The organism is Burkholderia sp. AU45274 (genome assembly GCF_030482505.1).
In the GTDB taxonomy this organism is placed as follows: domain Bacteria; phylum Pseudomonadota; class Gammaproteobacteria; order Burkholderiales; family Burkholderiaceae; genus Burkholderia.
Genome location: NZ_JAUJQE010000002.1, coordinates 633,098 through 658,352, shown reverse-complemented (window position 1 = coordinate 658,352; position 25,255 = coordinate 633,098). Strand labels below are relative to the sequence as shown.

Below are 25,255 nucleotides of genomic sequence, written 5' to 3'. Positions count from 1 at the left end.
CTGAAGAGGACGTTGCATGACCCTGCTTTCGTTGCCGACGCTCGACGACCTGCGTATCGAGCCGGGGCTGCCCACCGTCGTGTCGCCGCGCGGCAGTGACGGCATGTCGATCGACGACGTCGCGCCGCTGGCGCGCGAGATCGCGGCCGACACGCTCGAACGGGCGGGCGGCGTGCTGTTCACGGGTTTTCACGTGCCGTCGATCGACGCGTTCCAGCAGTTCGCGGCGTCGTTCGGCGATCCGCTGATCGGCTATGAATACGCATCGACGCCGCGCAGCCAGGTCGAGGGCGCGGTCTACACGTCGACCGAATACCCGCCGCACCGCGCGATTCCGCTGCACAACGAGCAGTCGTATACGCGCGAATGGCCGCTGCGGATCTGGTTCCACTGCGCGCTCGCCGCGCCGAAGGGCGGTGCGACGCCGATCGCGGACAGCCGCGCCGTCTATCGCGCGCTCGATCCGGCGTTGATTGCGCGTTTCGAGAAACGTGAACTGCTGTACGTGCGCAATTTCGGGCAGGGGCTCGACCTGCCGTGGCAGCAGTCGTTCGGCACCGACGAGCCGGCCGAAGTCGAGCGGATGTGCGCGGCGCGCGGCATCGAATGCGCATGGCGCACCGACGACGACGGCGAGCTGCTGCTGCGCACCCGCGAACGCTGCCAGGCCGTCGCGCGGCATCCGCGCACGGGTGACCGCGTGTGGTTCAACCAGGCGAACCTGTTTCACCTGTCGGCGCTCGACGACGACATGCAGGAAGCGCTCGTCGACGCGGTCGGGCTCGAGAACGTGCCGCGCAACGTGTATTACGGCGACGGCGAACCGCTCGAAGCCGACGCGCTCGCGGAGATCCGCGGCGTGCTCGACCAGCAGCGCATCGTGTTCCCGTGGCGCACGGGCGACGTGCTGATGCTCGACAACATGCTGACCGCGCATGCGCGCGACCCGTTCGAGGGGCCGCGCAAGGTCGTCGTCGCGATGGCGCAGAGTTATACGGTCCCGCGCGGCCGAACGGAGGATTGATGACGCGTAGTACCGCCGCGCTTGCCGCGCGCGGGCTGTCGGTAGGGTATCGCGACCATGTCGTGATCGACGGGCTGGACCTGTCGATCGCGGCCGGCCGCGTAACCGCGCTGTGCGGACCGAACGGCTGCGGCAAGAGCACGCTGCTGCGCACGCTCGCGGGCCTGCAGCCCGCACGTGCCGGCCATGTCGAAGTCAACGGCCAGCCGCTCGCGGCGTTTCGCCGTCGCGCGCTCGCGCGCGAGCTGACGATGCTCGCGCAGTTCAACCAGATTCCATCGGGCCTCACCGTGCGCGAGCTCGTCGCGTACGGGCGCTATGCGTACGGCGGCTTCCTGCGCGGCCTGTCGCGGGCCGATCACGCGGCGATCGACGAGGCGCTCGAGACGAGCGGCCTCGCGGGCGACGCGGACCGTGACGTCGGCGCGCTGTCGGGTGGCGAGCGCCAGCGCGCGTGGATCGCGATGGCGCTCGCGCAGCAGGCGCCGATCGTGCTGCTCGACGAACCGACGACCTATCTCGACATCCATCACCAGCTCGACATCCTCGATGCGCTGCGCACGCTGAACCGCACGCGCGGGCTGACGATCGTGTGGGTGCTGCACGACCTGAACCAGGCGGCCGCGTACAGCGACGAGATCGTGCTGATGCGCGCGGGCCGCCTCGTCGCGCAGGGCACGCCCGACGCGATGCTCGATCCGGCGCGGCTGCGCGCGGCGTTCGGCGTCGAGATGCTGAAGCTTTCGCATCCGCAGACGGGCGCGCCGATGTGCGTGCCGGCCTACGGGCCGACGACCGACGGCGCGCCGCAGGCGGCCGGCGTCTTCGATCGGGATCTCGCCGTATGACGACGTTCGCGATGCGCAAGCGCCTCGCGGCGGCGGGGAAGGGCACGGCGTCGGGCCGGGCCGGCGCGATCGCGTTCGGCCTCGTCACGTTGATCGCGCTGCTCGCGGTGCTGCGCGTCGCGCCCGATCTGCGCGTGTGGTGGAGCGCCGTGCCCGGCAGCGATGCCGCCGCGCTCGCGCACGTGTTCCTGTTCGACCTCAACCTGCCGCGCGTCGCGGCCGCGCTCGTCGCGGGCGGCTGCCTCGGCATCGCGGGCGCGCTGTTCCAGTCGCTCACGCGCAATCCGCTCGCGTCGCCCGACCTGCTCGGCGTGACGGGCGGCGCCCAGCTCGGCCTGCTCGCGGCGATGCTCGTGCCGGCGCTGGCGGGTGTCGCATCGGTGCCGCTGTTGTTCGTCTGCGGGCTGGCCGCGGCCGGCTGCGCGATCGTCGCGGCCGGCGGCTGGCGCGCGACGCCGTTGCGCCTCGTGCTCGCCGGCAGCGTGTGCATGCTGCTGTTCGCGGCGCTGTCGACGCTCGTGCTCGCGTTCTTCGAGCAGAACATCGCGGGCGCCGCGCTGTGGACCAACGGCAGCCTCTACCAGCCGGGCGCGACGGGCCTCGCGCTCGCCGCGCGCTGGCTCGTCGTGCCGCTCGTCGCGTTGCCGTTCGTGATCCGGCCGCTGAATCCGCTCACGCTCGGCGACGATGCGGCGGCGGCGGCCGGCGTGCGCGTCGACGCGACGCGGCTCGCCGCGACGATCGTCGCGGTCGCGTTCACGAGCGTGGCGGTCAGTATCGCGGGCCCGCTGTCGTATGTCGGCCTCGTCGCGCCGAACCTGCTGCGCCAGGTGCGCGGCGCGCGCGCCGCGCGGCTCGGCGTGCTGGTGCCGCTGTCGGCGCTCGCGGGCGGTGCGCTCGTGCTCGTCACCGACAGTGCGGTGCTCGCGTCGGGTCTCGACGCGACGCTGTCGACCGGCGTCGCGATCGCGCTGGTCGGCACACCGCTGATGCTCGCGATGATCCGGCGCGGTGCCGCGTGGTCGGGCGTGCTGCACGCGGATGCCGAACGCGCGTCGGGCAGCGGTTCGACGCGGCTCGTCGGCTGGCTCGAACGGCTCGGCTGGCCGCTGCGCACGGCCCTGTTCGTCGCGGCGGGCGTGCTGATCGTGTTCGTCGGCGTGTCGGCCGGCCCCGAGTGGCTGTCGATCGCGCGCTGGTCCGCTGCGCTGTCCGGCCACGATGCGCTCGCGCGGATGCTGATCGACCTGCGCATGCCGCGCCTGTTGTGCGCGCTGCTTGCCGGCGCGTTGCTGGCGGTGAGCGGCGTCGCGATGCAAAGCGTCGTGCGCAATCCGCTCGCGGGCCCCGAAGTGCTCGGCGTCACGCAGGGCGCGGGGCTCGTCACGCTGTTCGCGTTGTCGACGTGGCCGCTGATGGGTCATGTGACGCTCGCGGCGGCCGCGCTGATCGGCGGCGGGCTGTCGCTCGCGGTCACGCTCGCGTTGAATCACCGGCATCGCTATGCGCCGCTCGCGGTGGCGCTGACGGGCATCGTGATCGGCGCGCTGTGGACCACGCTCGCGCAATGGCTGATCACGCAGGAAAGCGTGCAGCCCGCGCGCTTCGTCGTATGGCTCGTCGGCGGTACCTATGGGCGGAGCTGGGGCGAAGTGTCGATGCTGCTGCCGTGGTGCGTGCTCGCGGTGCCCGTGTTCGCATGGCTCGCGAAACCGCTCGACATGCTCGCGCTCGGCGACGACCAGGCCGCCGCGCTCGGCCTGCCGGTGGCGGCACTCCGGCCGCTCGCACTGACGATCGCGACGCTCGCCGCGTGCGCGGCCGTCGCGGCGGTCGGGCCGGTCGGTTTCATCGGGTTGATGGCGCCGCACGTCGCGACGATGCTCGGCGCGCGCCGGCACCGGACGCGGCTGTGGCTCGCGGCCGCGTGCGGCGCGCTGATCCTCGGCGCGGCGGATCTCGCGGCGCGTACGGTCGTCGCGCCGCGCGAAGTGCCGGCCGGCGTGCTGACCGCGCTGATCGGCGCGCCGTACCTGCTCGGGCTGCTGACCCTCGAGGGGCGCCGCGCCCGGCGCGCAGGGCGATGACGCCCGCGCTCGACGGCGCGCGCGCCACGCGCTTCTCGGCGTTCGCGCCCGAACCGTTCGCCGAACACCTCGACGTCGTCTGGCTCGGCATGCCGGACGACGCGCACGATGCGCCGGGCCGGATCGTCGTACCCGTCAGCACGCTGCCCGATCACCGCGAGGCAATCCTCGACGCGATGGTCGGCCATTACGGCGGCGATCCGGCGCAGCATGCACGCGCGCTGATGTCGCAATGGAGCAAATACTATTTCGGTCGCGCGGCGCCGGCCGGCGTCGTCGCCGCGCTGACGCTCGGCCGGCCGCTCGACATGTCGCCCGAGCGCACATTCGTCGCGCTCGACGACGGGATGCCCGCCGCGCTGTACGTCCCGCACGATGCGCTCGGCGCGCCGTGCGACGACCCGGCGCCCCGCTATGCGGGGCTCGTCGCGCATCTCGGCGCGGTGATCGACCTGCTCGCGGCAATGGGCCGCGTCACGCCGCGCGTGCTGTGGAGCAACGCGGGCAACCTGCTCGACTATCTGCTCGATACGTATCGTGCGCTGCCATGCGCGGCCGATCCCGTCCGCGATGCGGACTGGCTGTTCGGCTCGCGCTGCGTGCACGGCGAGCCGAATCCGCTGCGCGTGCCCGTGCGCGATACCGTGCCGCGCTCGGCGCTGCTGCCGACGCCGTTTCGCGCGCGCCGCGTGTGCTGCCTGCGCTATGAAATTCCTGGAGAAACGCAACTGTGTGGAAGCTGCCCCCTGCTACTGACGATGGACGACGCGGCGCTGGCCGGGCAGGACGCGATCCGGTGATGGACGCCGGCCGCCGGCACGCGCTCGGCGCACTCGCGGCGCTCGGCGCCGCGTGCTGCGGTGCGTTTGCCGCATCGTCCGGCGCGGTTGCCGCGCCCCTCGATGCCCATCGCGAGCAGGGCGCGCGTGCGCCGGGGGCGGTGTCGCTGGCCGGTAACCCCGTCGTGTCGCAGGCGAGCACGATGATGCCGGTGCGCCCGCAGCGCGTGGTCGCGCTCGACTTCATGTTCGCGGAAAGCGTGATCGCGCTCGACCTCGTGCCGGTCGGGATGGCCGATACCGCGTTCTATCCGGGCTGGCTCGGATACCAAAGCGACCGGCTCGCGAACGTGACCGACATCGGGTCGCGCCAGGAGCCGGGCCTCGAAGCAATTGCGGCGGTCAAGCCCGACCTGATCATCGGCGTCGGTTTTCGCCATGCGCCGATCTTCGACGCGCTCGACCGGATCGCACCGACGATCCTGTTCCAGTTCAGCCCGAATGTGTCCGATGGCGGCGTGCCGGTCACGCAGCTCGACTGGATGCGGCAGATCTTCCGGACGATCGGTGCGGTGACAGGGCGCGACGCGCGCGCGCAGGCGGTCGATGCGCAGCTCGATGCGGGCATCGCACGCAATGCGGCGCGGCTCGCGGCCGCGGGCCGCAAGGGCGAGCGCGTCGCGCTGCTGCAGGATCTCGGCTTGCCCGACCGCTACTGGGCCTATACCGGCAACAGCACGTCAGCGGGGCTCGCGCGGGCGCTCGGGCTCGATCCGTGGCCGAAGAAGCCGACGCGGGAAGGCACGCTGTACGTGACGTCGGCCGATTTACTCAGGCAGCGCGAGCTGGCCGTGCTGTTCGTGACCGCGTCGGGGATGGACGTGCCGCTATCCGCGAAACTCGATTCGCCGGTGTGGCGCTTCGTTCCCGCGATGAAGGAACACCGGATCGCGCTCATCGAACGCAATATCTGGGGGTTTGGCGGCCCGATGTCGGCGCTGAAGCTGGCCGACGTGATGACCGACACGATGCTGAAGCTGCCGGCCGTGCGTTGAGTGCGCGGCGCTCCTCGATCGGCGGATGACGCCGCTTCGACTTGGACGGGCAGGGCGTTGCGGTCGGCCTGCGCGCGCCGCGCGGCGATCCGGGTCGACCCGGTCGCGTGGCCGGCGGTCGCGCTCGATGTGATGCGCTTCGGTCGGGTGGCATACTCGCCGACGGCGGCCGCTGCATGTGCGCGGGACGCGCGGTGAATCGCCCCAGGGCGTTCTGCGGTCGCGCGACGCGCCGGCCACATTGCTTCCTGAAACGAAAATCACCGACGCACTGCCATGGCAGCGCGTCGGCGTTTTTTTCATCGACTTGCCGTGTTACGCGCTCAGCGCATCGACACCATCCTGCGCGCGAGACCGCGCCGGCGTCGTATCGCTGACGATGCGCCCGTTGTCCAGCTTCAACAAGCGGTCGGCGAGATCGAAGTAGCGGTCGTCGTGCGTGATCACGATCACGGCCTTGCCGCGCGCACGCAGCTCGGGCAGCAGTTGCTCGTAGAACACGGCCTTGAACGACGGGTCCTGGTCGGCCGCCCATTCGTCGAACAGGTAGAACGGCCGATCCTCCAGGTACGCGACGACGAGCGCGAGCCGCTTGCGCTGCCCGGTCGACAGCGCGCGGGTCGAGAACGCGCCGTCGACCACCTTCACCTTGTGATCGAGCGCGAGCTTCGCGACCAGCGCGTTCGCGCGTGCATCGGCCTGCGCGCGGGACGGATCATCGGGGTCGACGATGCCGAGCAACGCATCGAACAGGTGGAAATCGTTGAACACCGCACTGAAGCGCTGCCGGTACGCGGCGCGCTCGCGCCAGCCGATCGTGCGGCCGTCAACCTCGATCGTGCCTTCCTCGGGTTCGTAGAGGCCCGTCAGCACCTTCGCGAGCGTCGTCTTGCCGCTGCCGTTGCCGCCGACGATGAACACGAGCTCGCCCGGCTGGATCGTCAGGTTGATCGGCCCGATGCTGAACATCCGTTCGTCGCGTTCGTGGAAGTACGCATGCGTGACGCCGCGCAGCGTGACGGCGCCGGCCGGCGGCACGTCGGGGGCGTCGGACGCGGGCGGCACCGTGCGCAGCGCACCGAATTCGGCCATCACGCCTTCGATCCGGGTGAGCGACACGCGGGCCGCGTTGACGGTCGGCAGGTTGTTCAGCAGCCCGTCGAGCGGCACGAGCATGAACAGGAACACGACGACGTAGCCGGCGGCCGCGGCCGGATCGGCATGCACGCCGAGCTGCGGCCAGAACGACGCGATGCCGAGGAACACGTAGAACAGGAAGATGATCCAGCCAACCCCGACCGCATACGCACTGAACGCTCGGCGGCGGTGATCGCGCACTTCGCCGATCGCGGCGCCGAGCTGGCCGTCGACGAACTGGCGGGCGCGTTCATCGTGCAGCTTCAGCTCCTTCGCGCCGGAAAACAGCGAGCCGAGATAGCCGAACAGGCGATCCTGCGCCTGGCCGGCCGCTTCGAGCGCCGCGATCGCGCGGCGGTCGCCGGTGTGATAGCCGAGCGAGCCGGCGATGATCGCGGCCAGCGCGAGCAGGCACACCGGCCACGACAGCCACGCGAGATAGCCGAGGCAGCCGAACACGATCGAGCCGTGCATGACCAGGTTCGGCAGCGCGAAGAACAGCATCGACACGTTGGTGGCGTCGTCGGTCAGCACCGACTGCACGGGCGCCGCGCCGATCCGCTCGATGTCGCGCAGCTCGGCCGCGCCGACGCGCCGCGCGAGATGCACGCGCAGCCGCGCCATCGTGTCCTGCGACAGGCGGGCAAACAGCGTGCCGGACACGATCCGCGTGACGAGTGCGATCACCGCGCACAGCGCGAAGCGCCACGCGAGCGACGCGTCGGCCGCGCCCGGCTGCGAGAGCGCGCGGTTCAGCGTCGCGACGAGCAGCACGCTCGCGACGCCGTTCAGCACGCACGCGGTGAGCGCCAGCGCGAGCGACACGCGGCTTTCGCGCAACAGCGCAAGGATCAGGCGCGCCGCGGGGCGGCCGGGGGAAGCGTCGAGGGACGGCGGGGAAGAAGGCTCGTGGGCGGCTGTCATCGGCAACGTCGGTAAAGGGAAGGCAAGCGAAAACGCGGAAACGGTAAAACTGACGCGAAAGCGGCGGGCGAGGCGGGGGCCCCGTTCCGGCTTTCCTCCCTGATAGACGAACGGGCCGCGCAAATATTTAGCGGCCCGTTCAAAAAAAGCGTCCGCACGCGCTTTGCGCACAAAACGGTAAAAAATCGGCCGCGCCGTTCGTCACACCAGTGAAGCCGCCCCCAAGCGGCCCCGAGACTTGGCCGAAGCGGCCGGACCGAAGGACTTCACGCACATGACGAGTTTCCCGACTGCGCTGCATCACCGAATCCGCGAACTGGCGCGCGTCGCGCCCGACGCACCCGCCATCGCGGTCCCTTTCCAGAATGACTTGCGCCTGTCGCGAGGCGCGCTCGACGCGCGGGCGTCGCGACTGGCCCGGCAACTGCGCGCGGCCGGCGTCGGCGCGGAAGTGCGGGTGGGCGTGTGCGTCGAGCGCTCGGGCGACCTGTTCGTCGCGCTGCTGGCCGTGCTGAAGGCGGGCGGCGTGTTCGTGCCGCTCGATCCGCGTCATCCGGCCGCGCGCCTCGACTGGATCGTCCAGGATGCGCAGTTGCGGCACGGGATCGTCGACGCGGCCGGCCGCGCGGCGCTCGGCACGCCGTTCGACCACACGTTTGACGCGGCCGGCGGCGCGGCGCACGGGCAGGAGATCGTTGCGGATGACGAAGCAGTGCCCGTCCACCCGCGTGCGGCCGCCTACATGATCTATACGTCGGGTTCGACCGGCACGCCGAAGGCGGTCGTCGTCGAACACGGGCCGCTCGCCGCGCACTGCGACGCGCTCGCGGCCGCGCTGCCGATCGAGGCCGGCGACCGCCTGCTGCATTTCGCATCGGTCAATTTCGACGCCGCGCACGAATGCTGGCTCGCGCCGCTCGCGACCGGCGCCAGCATCGTCGTGGCGCCGCCGCAGCCGTTCGCGCCGGATGCCGCGCATGCGCTGATGGTGAACGAATCGGTCAACGTGGCCGCGTTCCCGCCCGCGTACCTGCGCGAATTCGCGGCGGTGGCCGCGCGCGACGGCGTACCGCCGGCCCTGCGCGTGCTCGCGTTCGGCGGCGAAGCGCTGCCGCAGCAGGCGTTCGAATTCGTGCGCGGCACGTTCCCGTCGGTACGCCTGATCAACGGCTACGGGCCGACCGAGGCCGTGATCTCGCCGATGCTGTGGCCGGTCGAGCCGGGCGAGACGCCCGTGCTGGCCGCCGACGATGCGTATGCGTCGTTGCCGATCGGCCGCGTGATCGGGCCGCGCGTCGCGCGTGTCGATGGCGGCGAGGCCGATGGCGTGGGTGAGCTGCTGCTGGGCGGCGTCTGCGTCGCGCGCGGCTATCACGGCCGCCCGGCGCTGACGGCCGAACGCTTCATTCCCGATGCGGACGGCGCACCCGGTGCGCGCGTGTACCGCACCGGCGACCTCGCACGGCTGCGCGACGACGGCGCATTCGATTACCTTGGCCGCCTCGACGACCAGGTTCAGGTGCGCGGCGTGCGTGTGGAGCCCGCTGAAATCGCCGCGTGCCTGCGCTCGCATCCGGCCGTGGCCGACGCGGCCGTGGTCGCTGAAACCGGCAACGGGCCGACGCGGCTGATCGCATGCGTCGCGCTGCGTGCGGCGGCCGACGATGCGGCGCTGAAAGCGCATGTGGCCGCGCAACTGCCGGCCGCCTGGCAGCCGCACCGGTTCGTGCGGTGCGATGCGCTGCCGTATACGCTGAACGGCAAGATCGACCGTGCCGCGCTGCGCGAGACGATTGCCGCCGCGCGCGATACCGCGCAAGGCAGCGGCGACGCACCGCGCACGCCGACCGAACAGCAACTCGCGTGCCTCTGGCAGACGCTGCTCGGCCTCGACGTCACGCCGTCGCGTGACGACCGTTTCTTCGCGCTGGGCGCCGATTCGCTCGCCGCGATGCAGTTGCAGGCCACGATCCGTGCCTCGGTACGCGTGAACCTGCGGCTCGACACCCTGTTCGCCGATCCGGCGCTCGTCGAACTGGCCGACGCGGTCGATCGTGCGGAGCGCGAAACCGGCGAGCCGCTCGCCACGATTTCCGCACGCCGTGTACCGGCCGATGCGGCCGTGTCCACCGCACCGCATGTCGACCGCGCTGCATCGCTCGCCCAGCAACGTTTCTGGGTACTCGCGCAAACGCGCGATGCAAGCGCCGCGTATCACATCGCCGCACACTGGACGATCGACGGCACGCTCGATCGCGCGGCGCTGCAGCGCGCGCTCGATCACGTGATCGGCCGCCACGAAGCCTGGCGCACGACACTCGTCGACAACGACGACGGCGTCGTGATGCAGCGGATCCACGCCCATTTGCCGGTGTCGATCGCCGACATCGACCTGCGCGACCAGCCGCCCGCCGCGCGGGACGCACAAGCCGCCCGTCTCGCCGAGCGCGAGGCGGCCGAGCCGTTCGACCTCGCACGCGGCCCGCTGCTGCGCGCGACGCTGGTTGCACTCACCGACGACCGTCACCGCCTGCTGCTGACCGCCCATCACGCGATTACCGACGGCTGGAGCTCGCGCTGCGCGTTCGACGAACTGTCGGCCGCCTATCGCGCGTATGCCGAAGGCCGCGAGCCGTCGCTGCCCGACCTGCCGATCCAGTACGCCGACTACGCGGACTGGCAGCGCGACATGCTGGCCGGCGGCGAGGGCGAGCGCCAGCTCGACTACTGGCGCGGCGCGTTGCGCGACGTGCCGGGCCCGCTCGCGCTGCCGGTCGATCGTCAGCCGGGCGCCACACGCACGCTGCAAGGCGCGCGCGTGTTGGTGCGGCTGCCCGACGCGGTCGCGGCCGACGTGCGGCAACTCGCGCGCGACGCGCAGGCAACGGTCTTCACGGTGCTGTTGGCCGGGCTCGACGCATGGCTGTCGCGCCTGACCGGCGCAACGGACGTCGTCGTCGCGGTGCCGGTCGCGCATCGCCAGCGCCCGGAAACGCGCGCGCTGCTCGGGCTGTTCCTGAATACGGTCGCGCTGCGTGTGCAAGTGGCGCCGACGCTGCCGTTCCGTGCACTCGTCGATGCGACGCGCAAGGCGGCGCTCGATGCGGTCGCGCATCAGGACGTGCCGTTCGAGCGGGTCGTCGATGCGGTGAAGCCGCCGGTCAAGCGCGGCGACGAATGGCTGCGCGTGAAATTCGCGCAACAGTTCGACGCGCGGCACGACAGCGTGCTGCCGGGCGCGACGGCTGTTGCCACGCCGGGGCCCGACCTCGCCGCACGCTTCGATTTCGCCGTGGATTTCACCGACGATGCGAATGGCATCGAACTGGTCGCGGCCTATGCGACCGACTGCATCGACGCCGACACCGCGCGGGCGTGGCTCGACAGCTACGCGGCGCTCGTCGGTGCGGCCGCGCGCGATCCGCACCAAACGACGGCGGTATTGCCGTGCGACGCAGCGGCCGCTTCGCGCCAGCCGCGCGACGGCCGTGCGCTGCGCGTCGAACATGCGGACATCGTCGCCGCGTTCGCGCGGCAGGCGGCCGCGTATCCGCACCGCATCGCGCTCGCCGATGCGTCGGCGTCGCTGACATTCGCCGAACTCGACGATGCGTCGAACCGGATCGCCCGCGCGCTGACCCAGCGCGGCGTGGCCGCCGAAGCGTCCGTCATCGTCTGCATCGAACGCTCGGCGCGCTTCGTCGTCGGCCTGCTCGGCGCGCTGAAGGCCGGTGCGCTCGCCGTGTTGCTCGATCCCGCGCAGCCGGCAGCGCGCCTCGCTGCCGCGGCAGACGACTGCGGCGCGCGCTGGGCGCTCGTCGCGGACCCGGCCGCATGGCCTGCCGGCATCGACGCACAGCCGCTCGACGTCGACGCGCTCGCGCAGGACGCGACGCTCGCACACGCCACCGGCGTGCGCATCGCACCGCATCCGGAGCAGGGCGCGTACCTGATCTATACGTCGGGCTCGACCGGCACGCCGAAGGGCGTCGTCGTGTCGCACGGCGCGCTGGCCGACTACGTGCAGGGGATGCTCGACGAACTCGCGTTCGCACCGGACGCGTCGTTCGCGATGGTGTCGACCGTCGCGGCCGACCTTGGCCATACGACGCTGTTCGGCGCGCTGTGCGCGGGCCGCACGCTGCACCTGCTGCCCGCCGCATGCGCGTTCGATCCCGACCTGTTCGCCGAAGAGATGCGCCACCGTGACGTCGGCGTGCTGAAGATCGTGCCGAGCCACCTGCAGGCGCTGCTCGACGCACGTGTGCCGGCCGACGTGCTGCCGCGCCACGCGCTCGTGACGGGCGGCGAAACGCTCACGTGGGCGCTCGTCGCGCGCCTGGCCGCGCTGGCGCCTGCCTGCCGCGTGATCAACCACTACGGGCCGACCGAAGCGACCGTCGGCGCGATCGCCTGCGACACGGCGTCGATCGCTGCCGATGCGCGCAATCCGGCGAGCGGCGTGCCGCTCGGCCTGCCGCTGCCGAATGCGCGCGCGCTGGTGCTCGACGCGTTCGGCGCGTGCGTGCCGGCCGGTGCGACGGGCGAGCTGTACCTGGGCGGGCCGGGCGTCGCGCGCGGCTACCTGGGGCGTCCGGCGCAGACCGCCGAGCGCTTCGTACCCGATCCGTTCACGCCCGGTGCGCGGCTGTATCGCACGGGTGACCGCGTGCGCTTGCGCGCGGACGGCCGCCTCGCGTTCCTCGGCCGTATCGACGATCAGGTGAAGATTCGCGGCTATCGCGTCGAACCGGGCGAGGTGAGTGCGGCGGTGCGCGCGGCCGGCCCGGTCGCGCAGGCCGAGACGCTCGCGATCGAACACGACGGCCGCCTGCGGCTCGCGACGTTCGTCGTGATGCACGATGGCGCGACCTTCGACGAGGCTGCCGTGCGTGCGGCGCTTGCCGCGAAGCTGCCCGACTACATGGTGCCGGCGCAATTCGTGGCACTCGCGCGCCTGCCGGTGACCGCGAACGGGAAGATCGATCGCGCGGCGTTGCGTGAACTGGCGGTCGCCCCGGTCGTGACTGTCGCTGGCGATGCACCGCAGGGCGCGGTCGAAACGGTGCTCGCCGAAGTCTGGCAGGCCGTACTGAAAGCGCCGAAGGTCGGCCGTGACGACAACTTCTTCGAGTTCGGCGGCGATTCGATTCTCGTGCTGCAGGTGATCGCCCGCGCGCGCAAGCGTGGTGTGCGCTTCACGCCGAAGCAGCTGTTCGACGGCCCGACGGTCGCCGAACTCGCGCGTGTCGCGAAGACGGAAGCCGTGACTGCCGCTCCGGCGCAGCCTGCCGTCGCAGCCTCTGCCTGCGCGCCGATAGCAGCCAAGGTCCTGACGCCCGCACAGCAGCGCTTCTTCGCGCTGGACATCCCGCATCCGGGCCACTGGAACCAGTCGGTTGCGTTCGACGTGCGCGGGCCGTTCGACGCGGAGGCATTCGCGCGCGCGTTCGACGCATTGCTGACGCATCACGACGCGTTCCGCCAGCGTTTCGCGCGCGACGCGGACGGCACGTGGCACGCCAGCGATGCGGCGAAGCCGTACGACGCGCTGCCGTTCGTCGAAGTCGCCGCCCGCGACGCAACCGACGCGCTCGCACGTTTCGACGCGTTGCAGCGCCGTCTCGACCTCAGCCGCGGGCCGCTTGCCTGCGCCTGCGCAGCGCGCTTGCCGGACGGCTCGACGCAGCTGTATCTCGCGATTCACCACGTGATCGTCGATGGCGTGTCGTGGCGCATCCTGCTCGACGACCTCGACACGGCCTATCGCGCCGCATGCGAACGCGCGCCGGTTCGACTGTCGCAGCCGGGCCTGCGCGCGGATGCATGGGCGGCACGGCTTGCCCGTGCGGCAACGGAACCGGCATCGCCGTTCGCGGCCGAAGCCGCTTACTGGGCCGACATGGCGCAAGGCGACGACATCGCGTCCGATCATCCCGACGCAGCGGCGACGAACGCCGATGCGGCCGTCGTCGTGCAGACGATCGACGCGGCCTTGACCCGCGCGGCGCTGACCGATGCGCACGCGGCCTATCGCACGCAGACGATCGAACTGCTGGGCGCGGCGCTCGCGCTGGCGCTGGCCGGCGTGAGCGGTGCCGCATCGTGCCGTGTCGAACTGGAAGGGCACGGTCGCGAGGCGCTGTTCGACGACGTGGATGCCAGCCGCACGATCGGCTGGCTGACGAGCCATTACCCGGTGACGCTGCCGGTCGCGGCCACGGCAGGTGACACGCTGTGCGCGGTCAAGGACACGCTGCGTGCGGTGCCGCACAAGGGGCTCGGTTTCGGTGTGCTCGCGCACTACGGCGATGCGGCGACGCGTGCGGCGCTGGCCGCCGTGCCGCGTCCGCGCGTCACCTTCAACTATCTCGGCCAGTTCGACGCGCCGCGCGACGCCACGCTCGTGCCGCGCTTCGGCGGCACCGGCGTGGAGCGCGATCTACAGGGGCCGCTCGGCAATACGCTCGCGATCCACGCGTATCTCGACACGGATCGCGACGGCGCACGCACGCTGAAAGTGCACTGGGTCTACGGCGCACCGCAATTCGAGCGCGCGACGATCGACGCATTCGCCGAACGCTTCGCGTCGGCGCTGCGCGAACTCGTCGACGCGTGCGCGTCGCGCGTCGCGCAGCGCGGCGGTGGCGCGACGCCGGGCGATTTCCCGCTCGCGCAGGCCGCCGGCCTCACGCAGGCCGCGATCGAGCGCACGCCGCTCGACTGGCGCACGATCGACGACGTCTACCCGTTGTCGCCGATGCAGCAGGGCATCCTGTTCCATGCGCTGTTCGCCCCCGGTCATGCCAGCTACGTGAACCAGCTCGTCGCGACCGCGGCAGCACTGGACGCCGACCGGTTCGCGGCCGCGTTCGACGCGTCGATCGCACGCCACGACATCCTGCGCACGAGCGTAATGCCGGACGAAGCCGCGCCGCTGCAGTGCGTGCATCGCCACGCGCAAATGCCGGTCGAACAGCTCGACTGGCGCACCCGCGGCGACACCTTCGATGCCGATTTCGACGCATGGCTTGCCGCCGATCGCGCACGCGGCTTCGACTGGCGCGAGCCGCCGCTGATGCGGCTCACGCTGATCCGTGTGAGCGACGACGCCTGGCGCGTCGTGTGGACGCGTCACCACGTGCTGCTCGACGGCTGGAGCACCGCGCGCCTGCTCGCCGACGTGCTGCGCGACTATCGCGACCCGGATGCCGTGTCGCCGTTCGCGAGCCGCGCGGCGCTGCGTTATCGCGACTTCATCGCGTGGCTCGGCACGCGCGACCGCGACGCCGACGAACGTTTCTGGACCGAACGCCTCGCACGCCTCGACGCACCGACGCTGATCGCGGAACGCACGGCCGACCGCGCGGATGCCGACATGGTCACGTGGCGCGCGACGCTCGATGCCGACACGCTGACGCGTGTCGCGCAGACGGCGCGCGCACTGAAGCTGACGGTCAACACGCTGGTGCAGGGCGCGTGGGCGCTCGCGCTGCAGCGGATGACGCACCAGCCGGCCGTCGCGTTCGGCGCGACCGTCGCGGGCCGCCCCGATGCACTCGCCGACGTCGATTCGGTGCTCGGTCTCTTCATCAACACGCTGCCGGTGATCACGGCGCCCACGCCGCAGCAACGCGCGGCCGACTGGCTGCAAACGCTGCAACGCGAGAACGCGGCCGCCGCCGAGCACGCGCACACGCCGCTCGCCGACATCCAGCGCTGGGCGCGCGGCGCGGGCGGCGCACTGTTCGACACGCTGGTCGTGTTCGAGAACTACCCGGTCGACGACACGGCGCGCGACGCCGATCCGCGTGCGCTGGCATTGAGCGACGTGCGCAGCATCGAAGCGACCGATTTCGCGCTGACGCTCGTGATCGAAAGCGGTGCCGAACTGACGATCGACTACGGCTACGACACCGCGCGCATCGACGCGCGGCAGGTTGAAACGTGGCACCGCGCGTTCGTGTGCGCCCTCGATGCACTGGCCCGCACGCCGGATGCGCTGCTCGGCACGCTATCGATCGCCGACGAAGCCACCCGTGACGCACTGGCGCGGGCGCAAGACACTACCCAAGCATGGCCGGCGTCGCAGCAACAGCCGCTGCACCTGCAATTCGCCGAGGCGGCACGGGCGACGCCCGACGCGATCGCGCTCGAATACGCGGACGTTCACGGCGGCGTGCATCGCGCGACCTATCGCGAACTCGACGTCAGCACGTCACGCATCGCGGCGGCGCTGCGCCGGCGCGGCGTGCAGCCCGACACGCCGGTCGCGCTGTGCGTCGAGCGCTCGTTCGACATGGTGATGGCGCTGGTCGGCGTGCTGAAGGCCGGCGCGGCTTACCTCCCGATCGATCCCGACTATCCGGCCGAGCGCATCGCCTACATGCTGCGCGACGCGCGGCCGGCCGTCGCGATCACGCAGGCCCATCTGCGCGAGCAGGTCGAGGCCGCGCTTGGCGAGGGCGTCACGACGCAGCTGCTGACGGTAGCGGACCTGCTCGCCGACGAAGCCGAAAGCGACGCTGCCGAGGTGACCGCCACGAGCGACAACGCCCAGCTCGCGTACCTGATCTACACGTCCGGTTCGACCGGCAAGCCGAAGGGCGCGGGCAACACGCACGGCGCGCTCGCGAACCGGATCGCGTGGATGCAGCACGCCTACGGGCTGACGCGCGACGACGTCGTGCTGCACAAGACGCCGTTCGGCTTCGACGTGTCGGTGTGGGAATTCGTATGGCCGCTGGCGATCGGCGCGAAGCTCGCGATCGCCGCGCCCGGCGACCATCGCGATCCGGCGCGTCTCGCGGCCGCGATCCATGCGCACGGCGTGACGGTGCTGCACTTCGTGCCGTCGATGCTCGCCGCGTTCGCCGCGTATCTCGACGATTTCTCGGCCGCCGCACAGTGCGACAGCGTGCGCCTGATCGTCGCGAGCGGCGAGGCGCTCGCGCCTGAACTCGTCGCGAAGATCGCGCGGCTGCTGCCGAACGCGACGCTCGTGAACCTGTACGGGCCGACCGAAGCGGCCATCGACGTGTCGCACTGGACCTGCGGCCCCGACGACGCGCATGCGGCCGCGGTGCCGATCGGCCATCCGATCGCGAACCTGCAACTGCACGTGCTCGACGCGGCATGGCAGCCGGTGCCGGCCGGCGCGACCGGCGAACTGTATCTCGCGGGTGCGGGCCTTGCGCGCGGCTATCTCGGCCGTCCGGCGCTGACCGCCGAGCGCTTCGTGCCCGATCCGCTCGTGCCGGGCGCGCGCATGTACCGCACGGGCGACCTCGCACGCCGGCGTGCCGACGGTGCGCTCGACTATCTCGGCCGCGTCGACACGCAGGTGAAGCTGCGCGGCCAGCGGATCGAGCCGGGCGAAATCGAGGCGCTGCTGCGCGCGGCGCCCGGCGTGAACGACGCGGTCGTGATCGTGCGCGACGAGCAACTGATCGGCTATGTCGCACGCGGCGACGCGGGCCCGCTCGACCGGGCGGCGCTGCTCGACACGCTGCGCGCGCAGTTGCCGGCCTACATGGTGCCGTCGCAACTGATCGAACTCGATGCGTTGCCCGTGACGCCGAACGGCAAGTGCGACCGTCATGCGCTGCCCGCGCCGGTGCGCGAAGCAGTGGCGGAAGTCGAGCTGGCGACCGACACCGAACGCGCGCTCGCCGGGATCTGGCAACGCGTGCTGCACGTGGACGCGATCGGCCGCGACGGCGATTTCTTTCTGCTCGGCGGCCATTCGCTGCTCGCGACGCAGGCCCATGCGCAGGCGAACCTGCACTGGGGGCTCGCGTTGCCGCTGCGCACGCTGTTCGACACGCGCACGCTGGCGCGCTGCGCGGAGGCGATCGACGCGGCCTGCGCGGCCCGCGGCGCGACCGATGCGGCGAGCGCGATCGATGCGCTGCTCGGCGAACTGGAAACCCAATAAGGACGACGGATGACGAAGGTTCAACCCGACTGGCTCGCGCTCGCGACGCGTTTCGCGCAACTGCCGGACGCGCAGCGCGCAGTCTTCATCGACAAGCTCGGCGCGGCCGGCATCGACTTCCGCGTGCTGCCGATCCCGCCGCGCACCCCACGCAGCGACCGCGTGCCGGCGTCGTTCGCGCAGACGCGGCTGTGGCTGCACGCGCGGCTGATCGATGCGCCCGATGCGTATCACATCACCGAGCGCCTGGCACTGACGGGCCCGCTCGACGCGCATGCGCTGCGTCTTGCGTGCGATGCGCTGATCGCGCGCCACGAGGCGCTGCGCACGACCTTCGACGAAGCGCAGGACGGCGTCGCGCAAACGATCCACGCACCGTTGCGCTGCCCATGGCGTGAAACCGATCTCGAAGCGCTGCCGGATACGCAGCGCATGGCGCGCGCGGAAACCGTCGCGACGGCCGACGAAGCCGAGCCGTTCGATCTCGGCGTGGCGCCGCTCGTCCGCGCGCATCTGGTGCGCTTCGATGCGACGCATCACTGGCTCGCGCTGACCGTGCATCACATCGTGTCGGACGGCTGGTCGTCGGGTGTGATGCTGTTCGAGCTTGCGTCGTTCTACCGCGCCTATGCGTCGGGCGAGCCGGTGCCGCTCGCGCCGCTGCCGATCCAGTACGCCGATTACGCGCTGTGGCAGCGCCGCTGGCTCGACGCTGGCGAACGCGACCGCCAGCTCGCGTTCTGGCGCGAACGGCTCGATCCGCAACGCGGCGTGCTGGCGCTGCCGGGTGCGACGGCACGACCCGCACGCCGCAGTGCGCGCGGCGCACGCCATGTGTTTTCGCTCGACGCGCGCGTCGGTGCGCAACTGCGCGCATTCGCGGCCGCATCGGGCGCCACGCCGTTCGCGGTGCTGCTCGCCGCGCTCGATGCGCTGCTGGCGCGCGCGACCGGCGACGCGCGGATCTGCGTCGGCGTGCCGGCCGCGAACCGCGAACGCGCGGAGGTCGCCGGCCTGATCGGCTTCTTCGTCAACACGCTGGCGATCGACGTCGACGTGCCCGCGCATGGCGATTTCTCGTCGCTGGTCGCGCGCACACAGCGTGCGCTCGTCGACGCGCAGATGCACCAGGACGTGCCGTTCGAGCAGGTGGTCGATGCGCTCGGCGTGCCGCGCAGCGCGAGCCATCATCCGCTGTTCCAGGTGATGGCCGCGTACGGCGAGCGCCGCGCGCTGCCGGCGCTCGGCGCGGCAGCCGCCGCGTTGCTGCCGTCGGGCACGCCGTCCGCGAAATTCGACCTGACGCTGTCGGTCGAAGCGACGCCGGACGGCACGTTCGACGCCGCCTTCATCTACGCGCTCGACCTGTTCGAGGCGGACGCGATCGCCCGATTGGCCGCGCGCTTCGTCACGCTGCTGACCGATGCGCTCGCACGCCCGGACATGCCGATCGGCGATCTCGACTGGCTGCCCGCCGATGAGCGCGCGCAACTCTTCGCATGGAACGCCCCGGCGGGCGCGACCGAAGCCGAACCATTCGTGCCCGTGCATGCCCGCATCGCCTCGCATGCTCAGGCACGGCCCGACGCACGCGGCGTGGCCGACATCGATCGCGCGTTGACGCGCGGTGAAGTCGACGCGCGCGCGGCACGCCTGGCGCGCCATCTGGTCGCGGCCGGCGTCCGCCCGGAAATGCGCGTCGGCGTCGCGCTGCAGCGCTCGGTTGACCTGCTCGTCGCGCTGATCGCGGTGCTGAAGTCGGGCGCCGCGTTCGTGCCGCTCGATCCCGCGCATCCGCGCGAACGGCTCGCGCAGATCGTCGGCGACGCGAACATCGCGCACGTGCTGACCGACCGCGCGAGCGCCGCGTCGCTGCCCGAGCTGCCGGATCTGCGCGTGTGGCGCGCGGATGAAATCGACGCCCTCGACGAAGCCGCGCACGTCGTGCTGCCGGACGTGCTGCCGGGTCACGCGGCCTATGCGATCTACACGTCGGGCTCGACCGGCAAGCCGAAGGGCGTGATCGTCGATCATGCGTCGTTCGCGCTGCATTGCGCGGCGATCGCCGAACGCTACGGCGCCAGCGAGAACGACGTGTTCCTGCTGTTCCAGTCGGTCAACTTCGACGGCGCGCACGAAGGCTGGTTTTCGCAATACATGTCGGGCGCGGCCGTGTCGGTGACGGCCGACGTGCTGTGGCCGCCCGCGCAGACCTGCGCGATGATGGTCCGCGACGGCGTGACGATGACCTACGTGCCGCCCGGCTGCGCCGCGCAGCTCGCCGAATGGGCGCTCGCGCATGGCGCACCGCCGACGCTGCGTTCGCTGACGGTCGGCGGCGAGGCGACGTCGCGCGAGGCGTTCGCGATGCTGCGCCGCGCGCTGCCGAACGTGCGCGTGGTCAACGGCTACGGCCCGACCGAGACGGTCATCACGCCGACGCTGTGGATGTTCCGACCCGGCGACGATCTCGCGAAGCTCGGCGACGCCGCATACCTGCCGATCGGCACGCTGGTCGGCGCGCGCACCGCGCACGTGCTCGACGAACGGCTGCATCCGCTGCCGGTCGGCGTGATCGGCGAACTGTACCTGGGCGGCGAGGGGATCGGCGTCGCGCGCGGTTATCTCGACCGCCCGTCGTTGACGGCCGAGCGCTTCGTGCCCGATCCGTACGGCGCGCCGGGCGCGCGCCTGTACCGCACCGGCGACCTCGTGCGGCGTCGCGCGGATGGCGTGTTCGACTTCATCGGCCGCGTCGACCACCAGGTGAAGCTGCGCGGGCTGCGCATCGAACTCGGCGAGATCGAGGCGCAGCTTGCCGCGCACGACGCGGTGCGCGAAGCCTGCGCGGTCGTGCACGGGCAGGGCGCACTGGCGCAGCTCGTTGCGTATGTCGAACTGACCGCCGACGCACAGGCGGCCGCGCGGCCGGTGGAAGCCGCGACGCTCGACGCGCTCCTGCGCCGCACGCTGCCCGACTACATGGTGCCCGCGCAGCTGATCGTGCTCGACGCGCTGCCGCGCAACGCGAACAGCAAGGTCGATCGCGCACGGCTGCCGGCGCCGGTACGCGTCGAACGCGCGTACGAAGCGCCGCACGACGGCGACGAAGCCGCGCTCGCGGCGATCTGGTGCGACGTGCTGAATCTCGAGCGCGTGGGCCGCGGCGATCACTTCTTCGATCTCGGCGGCCATTCGCTCGCCGCCGTGCGCGTCGCGACACGCGTGGCCGAACGGCTCGGCCGCGACGTGCCGGTGCGCGCGCTGTTCGAAGCGCCGGTGCTCGCGCAGTATGCGTTGCAGGTGGCCGATGCGCCGCGCGCCGCGCATGTCGGCGCGGCAGCGCCGGGCGTGGCCGTCGCCAAACCGGATGCACACGGCGTGTGGCCGCTGTCGCCGGCGCAGCTCGGCCTGTGGTTCCTGTGGCGCGCACAGCCGGACAGCGCCGCGTACAACATTCCGGTCGCGCTGCGGGTGCGTGGCCCGCTCGACGTCGATGCGCTGCGTGCCGCGTTCGCGGATGTCACCGTCGAGCATCCGGCGCTGCGCGCGCGGCTCGTGGCACGTGACGGCGCACTGCCGGGCCAGCGGATCGATGCCCATGCTTCTGTCGAACTGCCGGTGATTGACCTGTCCGCGCAAGCCGATGTGCTCGCCCGCGCCGCAGCGCTGACCGACGAGGATGCACTCGCACCGTTCGACCTCGCTGCCGATGCGCCGCTGTGGCGTGCGCGCGTGCTGCGTCTGGATGCGGAAGACCACGTGCTGTCGGTGACGATTCATCACATCGTGTCGGATGGCGAATCGATCGAGCTGTGGCTCGATGCGGTTCGTGCGCGCTATGTTGCCCGCGTGCAGGGCGGCGCCGGCGCCGTGCCGGCCGATGAGGTCGTCCAACAGTCCGCCCAACCGCTCGTGCTGCCCGCACCGTGCCATCCGGCCCGCGTCGCCTACTGGCGTGACGCGCTGGCCGACCTGCCGGCGCGCGTGCTGCCGCAGCGCGCGGACGCGCCGGCCGTGCCGCAATGGCGCGCGGCCCGCATCGCGTTCGAATTCGACGGCGCGCTGATCCGCGCCGCACGCGACACCGCGTCGGCCGCGCACGCGACGCTGCCGATGCTGCTGCACGCGGCGCTCAACACCGCGCTGTTCCGCGCGACGGGCGCGGCCGACCAGCCGGTCGGCGTGCTCGCGTCGACGCGCGAGCTGACGGGCGATGCGGCCCGCGATGCGCTCGGCCTCTTCATCAACTCGGTCGTCGTGCGCACGCGGCTCGACCCGGCCGCGCGTCGTGCGGACGTGCTCGCACAAGTGCGCGACACGGCGCTCGCAGCCTACGCGCATGCGGACGTGCCGTTCGCGGACGTCGTCGCGGCGCTGCGCGCGCCGCGTGCCGCGCAGGCCAATCCGCTGTTCCAGGTGATGTTCAACTACCTGCGCCCGACCGGTGCCGCGACACGCGACTGGGCCGGCCTGGCGCTGGCCGGATTCGACGACGTGCGCCATCGCGTCGTATTTACGCTGGAGCTGGACGTCGTCGAGCATCCGGACGGCCGCGTGAGCGCCGCGTTCTCGTATGCGGACGAACTGCTCGATAGCGGCTTCGTCGATGCGCTCGTCGAGCTCTATCACGACGAAGTCGCGCGCTTCGCCGGCGCGTCGGAGGCGGTGCTCGGTGCGCCCGACAAGCTTGTCGTCGAGCAGGCGTCGCATCGCGCGCGGACCGAAAGCCATGCATGCGCCGCAACGCTTTCACGTGCACCGCATGCGGCGGCCGTGCTCGCGGCGCTGTGGTCCGACACGTTCGCGACGGCCGCGCCCGAACCTGACGCCGACCTGTTCGAAGCCGGCGCGACGTCGTTCGACGTCGTGCGCTTCGTCGACGCGGCCAGCCGCGCCGGCCACACGCTGACGGTCGCCGACGTGTTCGCGTCGCCGACGCTCACGGCACTCGGCGCGCGGCTCGATGCGCACGCGGAAACGGGACAGGAGGCGCGCCATGCTGGCTGAAGTGCGTCCGGACGGATTCACGATGCTCGATACCTACCGCCTCGCATTCGCGGACGGCCTGTTCGCCGTGCGCGACGGCGCGGAGATCCGCGTCGCGCAGGGCGACGGCATCGGCGCGCAGTTGCTGCGCGCACAACTCGGCGACGACGGCGCGCTACGCCTCGTCGCTTACAACCATCGCGCGGCAGCGGCCGACCAGCGGCGTGCGCTGCTGGCCGCACTGGCCGCGGCGTTTTCGGACAGCGCGCGCCACGCCGCGATCCGGCTCGACCCGGCCGCGTGGCCGGCGGTCGCGCTCGATGCGCTGCGCGCGAGCGGCGTGCTCGCCGACGGCGGCCGCTGCATGCGTGAAGGCTGGGCGCAGCAGGCCGATCTGTGGCGCGTCGGCGCGCATCTGCCGTGCGCGACGTTGCCGATGTTCACCGACGGCCGCCGTCATCCGCGCCGGCCGCCCGCGCCGCGCGGCGAGGTCTACGCGCGCGACCTGCCGGCGCTCGGCGTGCGCTTCACGCTGCGCGGCTGGCAGCCGGCCGAGGATGCCGAACGCCTCGCGCATTGGTTCGACGAACCGCGCGTGCGCGACGGCTGGCCGGGCACGCAGCCCGGCGCGGACGGCCCGCAAGGCACCGCGCCCGACACCGATCCGCACGTGATTCCGCTGGTCGGCTGCTTCGACGGCGAACCGTTCGCGTATGTCGAGGCGTACTGGCTGAAGGAAGACGCGCTCGCGCCGCACGTCGCGGCGCGCGACTACGACCGCGGGCTGCGGATGCTGGTCGGCGAGTCGCGCTGGCGCGGCCCGCAGTGCGTGGCGGGCTGGCTGCCGTCCGTCGTGCATTACCTGTTTCTCGACGACCCGCGTACCGAAGCGGTCGGCTGTGCCGTTCCGGCCGGCCACGCGCGGGTTGCCGACCACCTCGCGCGGCACGGCTTCGCGCGGCAGCGCCGTCTCGCGCTGGCCGACGCGCAGCCGCTGTGGATGCGCACGCTGCGCGAGACGTTCTTCTCCGGCCGTCACGTCTGACGCGCCGGATTCACCGACAAGGGAGCTGAGACATGCAGAGAGAAACCGTATTCGACCTGATCGGCGTCGGCTTCGGGCCGTCGAATCTGGCGCTGGCCATCCGCCTCGAGGAACGGCGCGCGGCGCGCCCGCTCGCCCATTGCTTCATCGAGCGCCAGCCTGAATTCGGCTGGCATCGCGGCATGCTGCTCGACGACTGCCGGATGCAGATCTCGTTTCTGAAGGATCTCGTCACGATGCGCGATCCGACAAGCCGCTACACGTTCATCAACTATCTGTTCGAACGCGGCCGGCTGAACGAATTCGTCAACCTGAAGAACTTCTATCCGACCCGCGTCGAATTCCACGACTACCTGAGCTGGGTGGCCGACGCGTTCGACGATAGCGTCCACTACAGCGAGACCGTCCTCGCGATCGAACCCGTGCACGGCGACGGCGAGCAGATCGACGCACTGCGCGTGCTGTCGCGCGACGCCGCCGGCCACGAGCGCCAGCGCGTCACGCGTGCGCTGTCGGTCGGCGTCGGCGGCACGCCGGCGATCCCGGACGCGTTCGCCGCGCTCGGCCGCGACCGCGTGATCCACTCGTCGTCGTACCTGACCGACATCGACCGGCTCGTCGCATCGCCGGACGGCGAGCGCCGCCGCGTCGCGGTGATCGGCGCGGGGCAGAGCGCGGCCGAGGTGTTCATCGATCTCGCGCGCCGCTTCCCGCACGTCGACGCGAGCCTCGTGATGCGCGCAGGCGCCTTGAAGCCGGCGGACGACAGCCCGTTCGTCAACGAGATCTTCAGCCCCGAGTTCACCGATGTCGTTTATGCGCAGCCGCACGACGCGCGCCGCGCGCTGCTCGAGCGCTATCGCGACACGAACTACGCGGTGGTCGACCGGCCGCTGATCGAACAGATCTACGAAATGCTGTACCTGCAGCGCATCAACGGCACGCCGCGTCATGCGCTGCGCGCGAACAGCGCGATCGAGGCCGCGGTGCGCACCGCCGACGGCCGCATCGAGCTGACGCTGCGCGACCGGATGAGCGGCGACACGCGCGTCGAGCGCTTCGACGCGCTCGTGCTGGCCACCGGCTACCGCCGCGACACGCATTCGGCGCTGCTCGACGGGCTCGCGCCGCACCTGGGCGACGCGCTCGCCCGCGGCGACGTCACGCGCGACTACCTGCTCGCGACGCCCGCGCACTTCGCGCCGCGCATCTACCTGCAAGGCTGCTGCGAAGACAGCCACGGCCTGTCCGACACGCTGCTGTCGGTACTGGCGCGCCGCGCGGACGAAATCTGCGCGTCGCTCGAAGACGGGATCGCACCCGCCCATGAAGAAGGCGCGGCCCGGGCAACACAGGAAAAACGACAGGAAAACGGGGCGAGCGCGAGCCGGATGGCTTTCGCTCTTTGACAAAGGCGCGGTCGGAGACCG

Annotated in this window: 10 protein-coding genes; 9 read left to right on the top strand and 1 reads right to left on the bottom strand. The window is 71.6% G+C overall.

From position 1 onward, the window contains the following. The first annotated feature begins 16 nt into the window (after positions 1 to 16). The 5 genes from QZM35_RS11755 to QZM35_RS11735 are packed head-to-tail and all read left to right on the top strand — an operon-like array spanning position 17 to position 5,793. Positions 17 to 1,024: a TauD/TfdA family dioxygenase gene (locus QZM35_RS11755; RefSeq protein ID WP_089425380.1), complete on the top strand. Its 1,008-nt coding sequence runs from the start codon at positions 17 to 19 to the stop codon at positions 1,022 to 1,024. Continuing rightward, positions 1,024 to 1,872 carry an ABC transporter ATP-binding protein gene (locus QZM35_RS11750; protein WP_089431057.1) on the top strand — a complete coding sequence of 283 codons (849 nt, stop codon included), beginning with the start codon at positions 1,024 to 1,026 and terminating at the stop codon, positions 1,870 to 1,872. The genes QZM35_RS11755 and QZM35_RS11750 overlap by 1 nt, the downstream gene beginning before the upstream one ends. Then, complete coding sequence (gene fhuB / locus QZM35_RS11745; RefSeq protein WP_301775953.1) at positions 1,869 to 3,959, top strand: Fe(3+)-hydroxamate ABC transporter permease FhuB; 2,091 nt, start codon at positions 1,869 to 1,871, stop codon at positions 3,957 to 3,959. Before QZM35_RS11750 ends, fhuB begins: the two co-directional genes overlap by 4 nt. After that, positions 3,956 to 4,759 carry a siderophore-iron reductase FhuF gene (gene fhuF / locus QZM35_RS11740; RefSeq protein ID WP_089425383.1) on the top strand — a complete coding sequence of 268 codons (804 nt, stop codon included), beginning with the start codon at positions 3,956 to 3,958 and terminating at the stop codon, positions 4,757 to 4,759. Before fhuB ends, fhuF begins: the two co-directional genes overlap by 4 nt. After that, positions 4,756 to 5,793, top strand: a complete 1,038-nt coding sequence (locus QZM35_RS11735) for an ABC transporter substrate-binding protein (RefSeq protein ID WP_301775952.1) — start codon at positions 4,756 to 4,758, stop codon at positions 5,791 to 5,793. Before fhuF ends, QZM35_RS11735 begins: the two co-directional genes overlap by 4 nt. Positions 5,794 to 6,108: 315 nt before the next feature. Here the strand turns inward: QZM35_RS11735 and QZM35_RS11730 are convergent, their stop codons facing one another. After that, positions 6,109 to 7,854 carry a cyclic peptide export ABC transporter gene (locus tag QZM35_RS11730; protein ID WP_089425385.1) on the bottom strand — a complete coding sequence of 582 codons (1,746 nt, stop codon included), beginning with the start codon at positions 7,852 to 7,854 and terminating at the stop codon, positions 6,109 to 6,111. Positions 7,855 to 8,128: 274 nt separating this feature from the next. Here QZM35_RS11730 and QZM35_RS11725 point away from each other — a divergent pair, with 274 nt between their 5' ends. The 4 genes from QZM35_RS11725 to QZM35_RS11710 are packed head-to-tail and all read left to right on the top strand — an operon-like array spanning position 8,129 to position 25,234. After that, positions 8,129 to 17,791, top strand: coding sequence for a non-ribosomal peptide synthetase (locus tag QZM35_RS11725; protein WP_301775951.1), 9,663 nt, complete (start codon positions 8,129 to 8,131; stop codon positions 17,789 to 17,791). Positions 17,792 to 17,800: 9 nt separating this feature from the next. Continuing rightward, positions 17,801 to 22,801: a non-ribosomal peptide synthetase gene (locus QZM35_RS11720; protein WP_301775950.1), complete on the top strand. Its 5,001-nt coding sequence runs from the start codon at positions 17,801 to 17,803 to the stop codon at positions 22,799 to 22,801. Then, positions 22,791 to 23,825, top strand: a complete 1,035-nt coding sequence (locus QZM35_RS11715; RefSeq protein WP_301775949.1) for a GNAT family N-acetyltransferase — start codon at positions 22,791 to 22,793, stop codon at positions 23,823 to 23,825. The genes QZM35_RS11720 and QZM35_RS11715 overlap by 11 nt, the downstream gene beginning before the upstream one ends. Positions 23,826 to 23,857: 32 nt before the next feature. Continuing rightward, a complete protein-coding gene (locus tag QZM35_RS11710) occupies positions 23,858 to 25,234 on the top strand; it encodes a lysine N(6)-hydroxylase/L-ornithine N(5)-oxygenase family protein (protein WP_301775948.1) in 1,377 nt (458 codons plus the stop codon). Positions 25,235 to 25,255 lie beyond the last annotated feature (21 nt).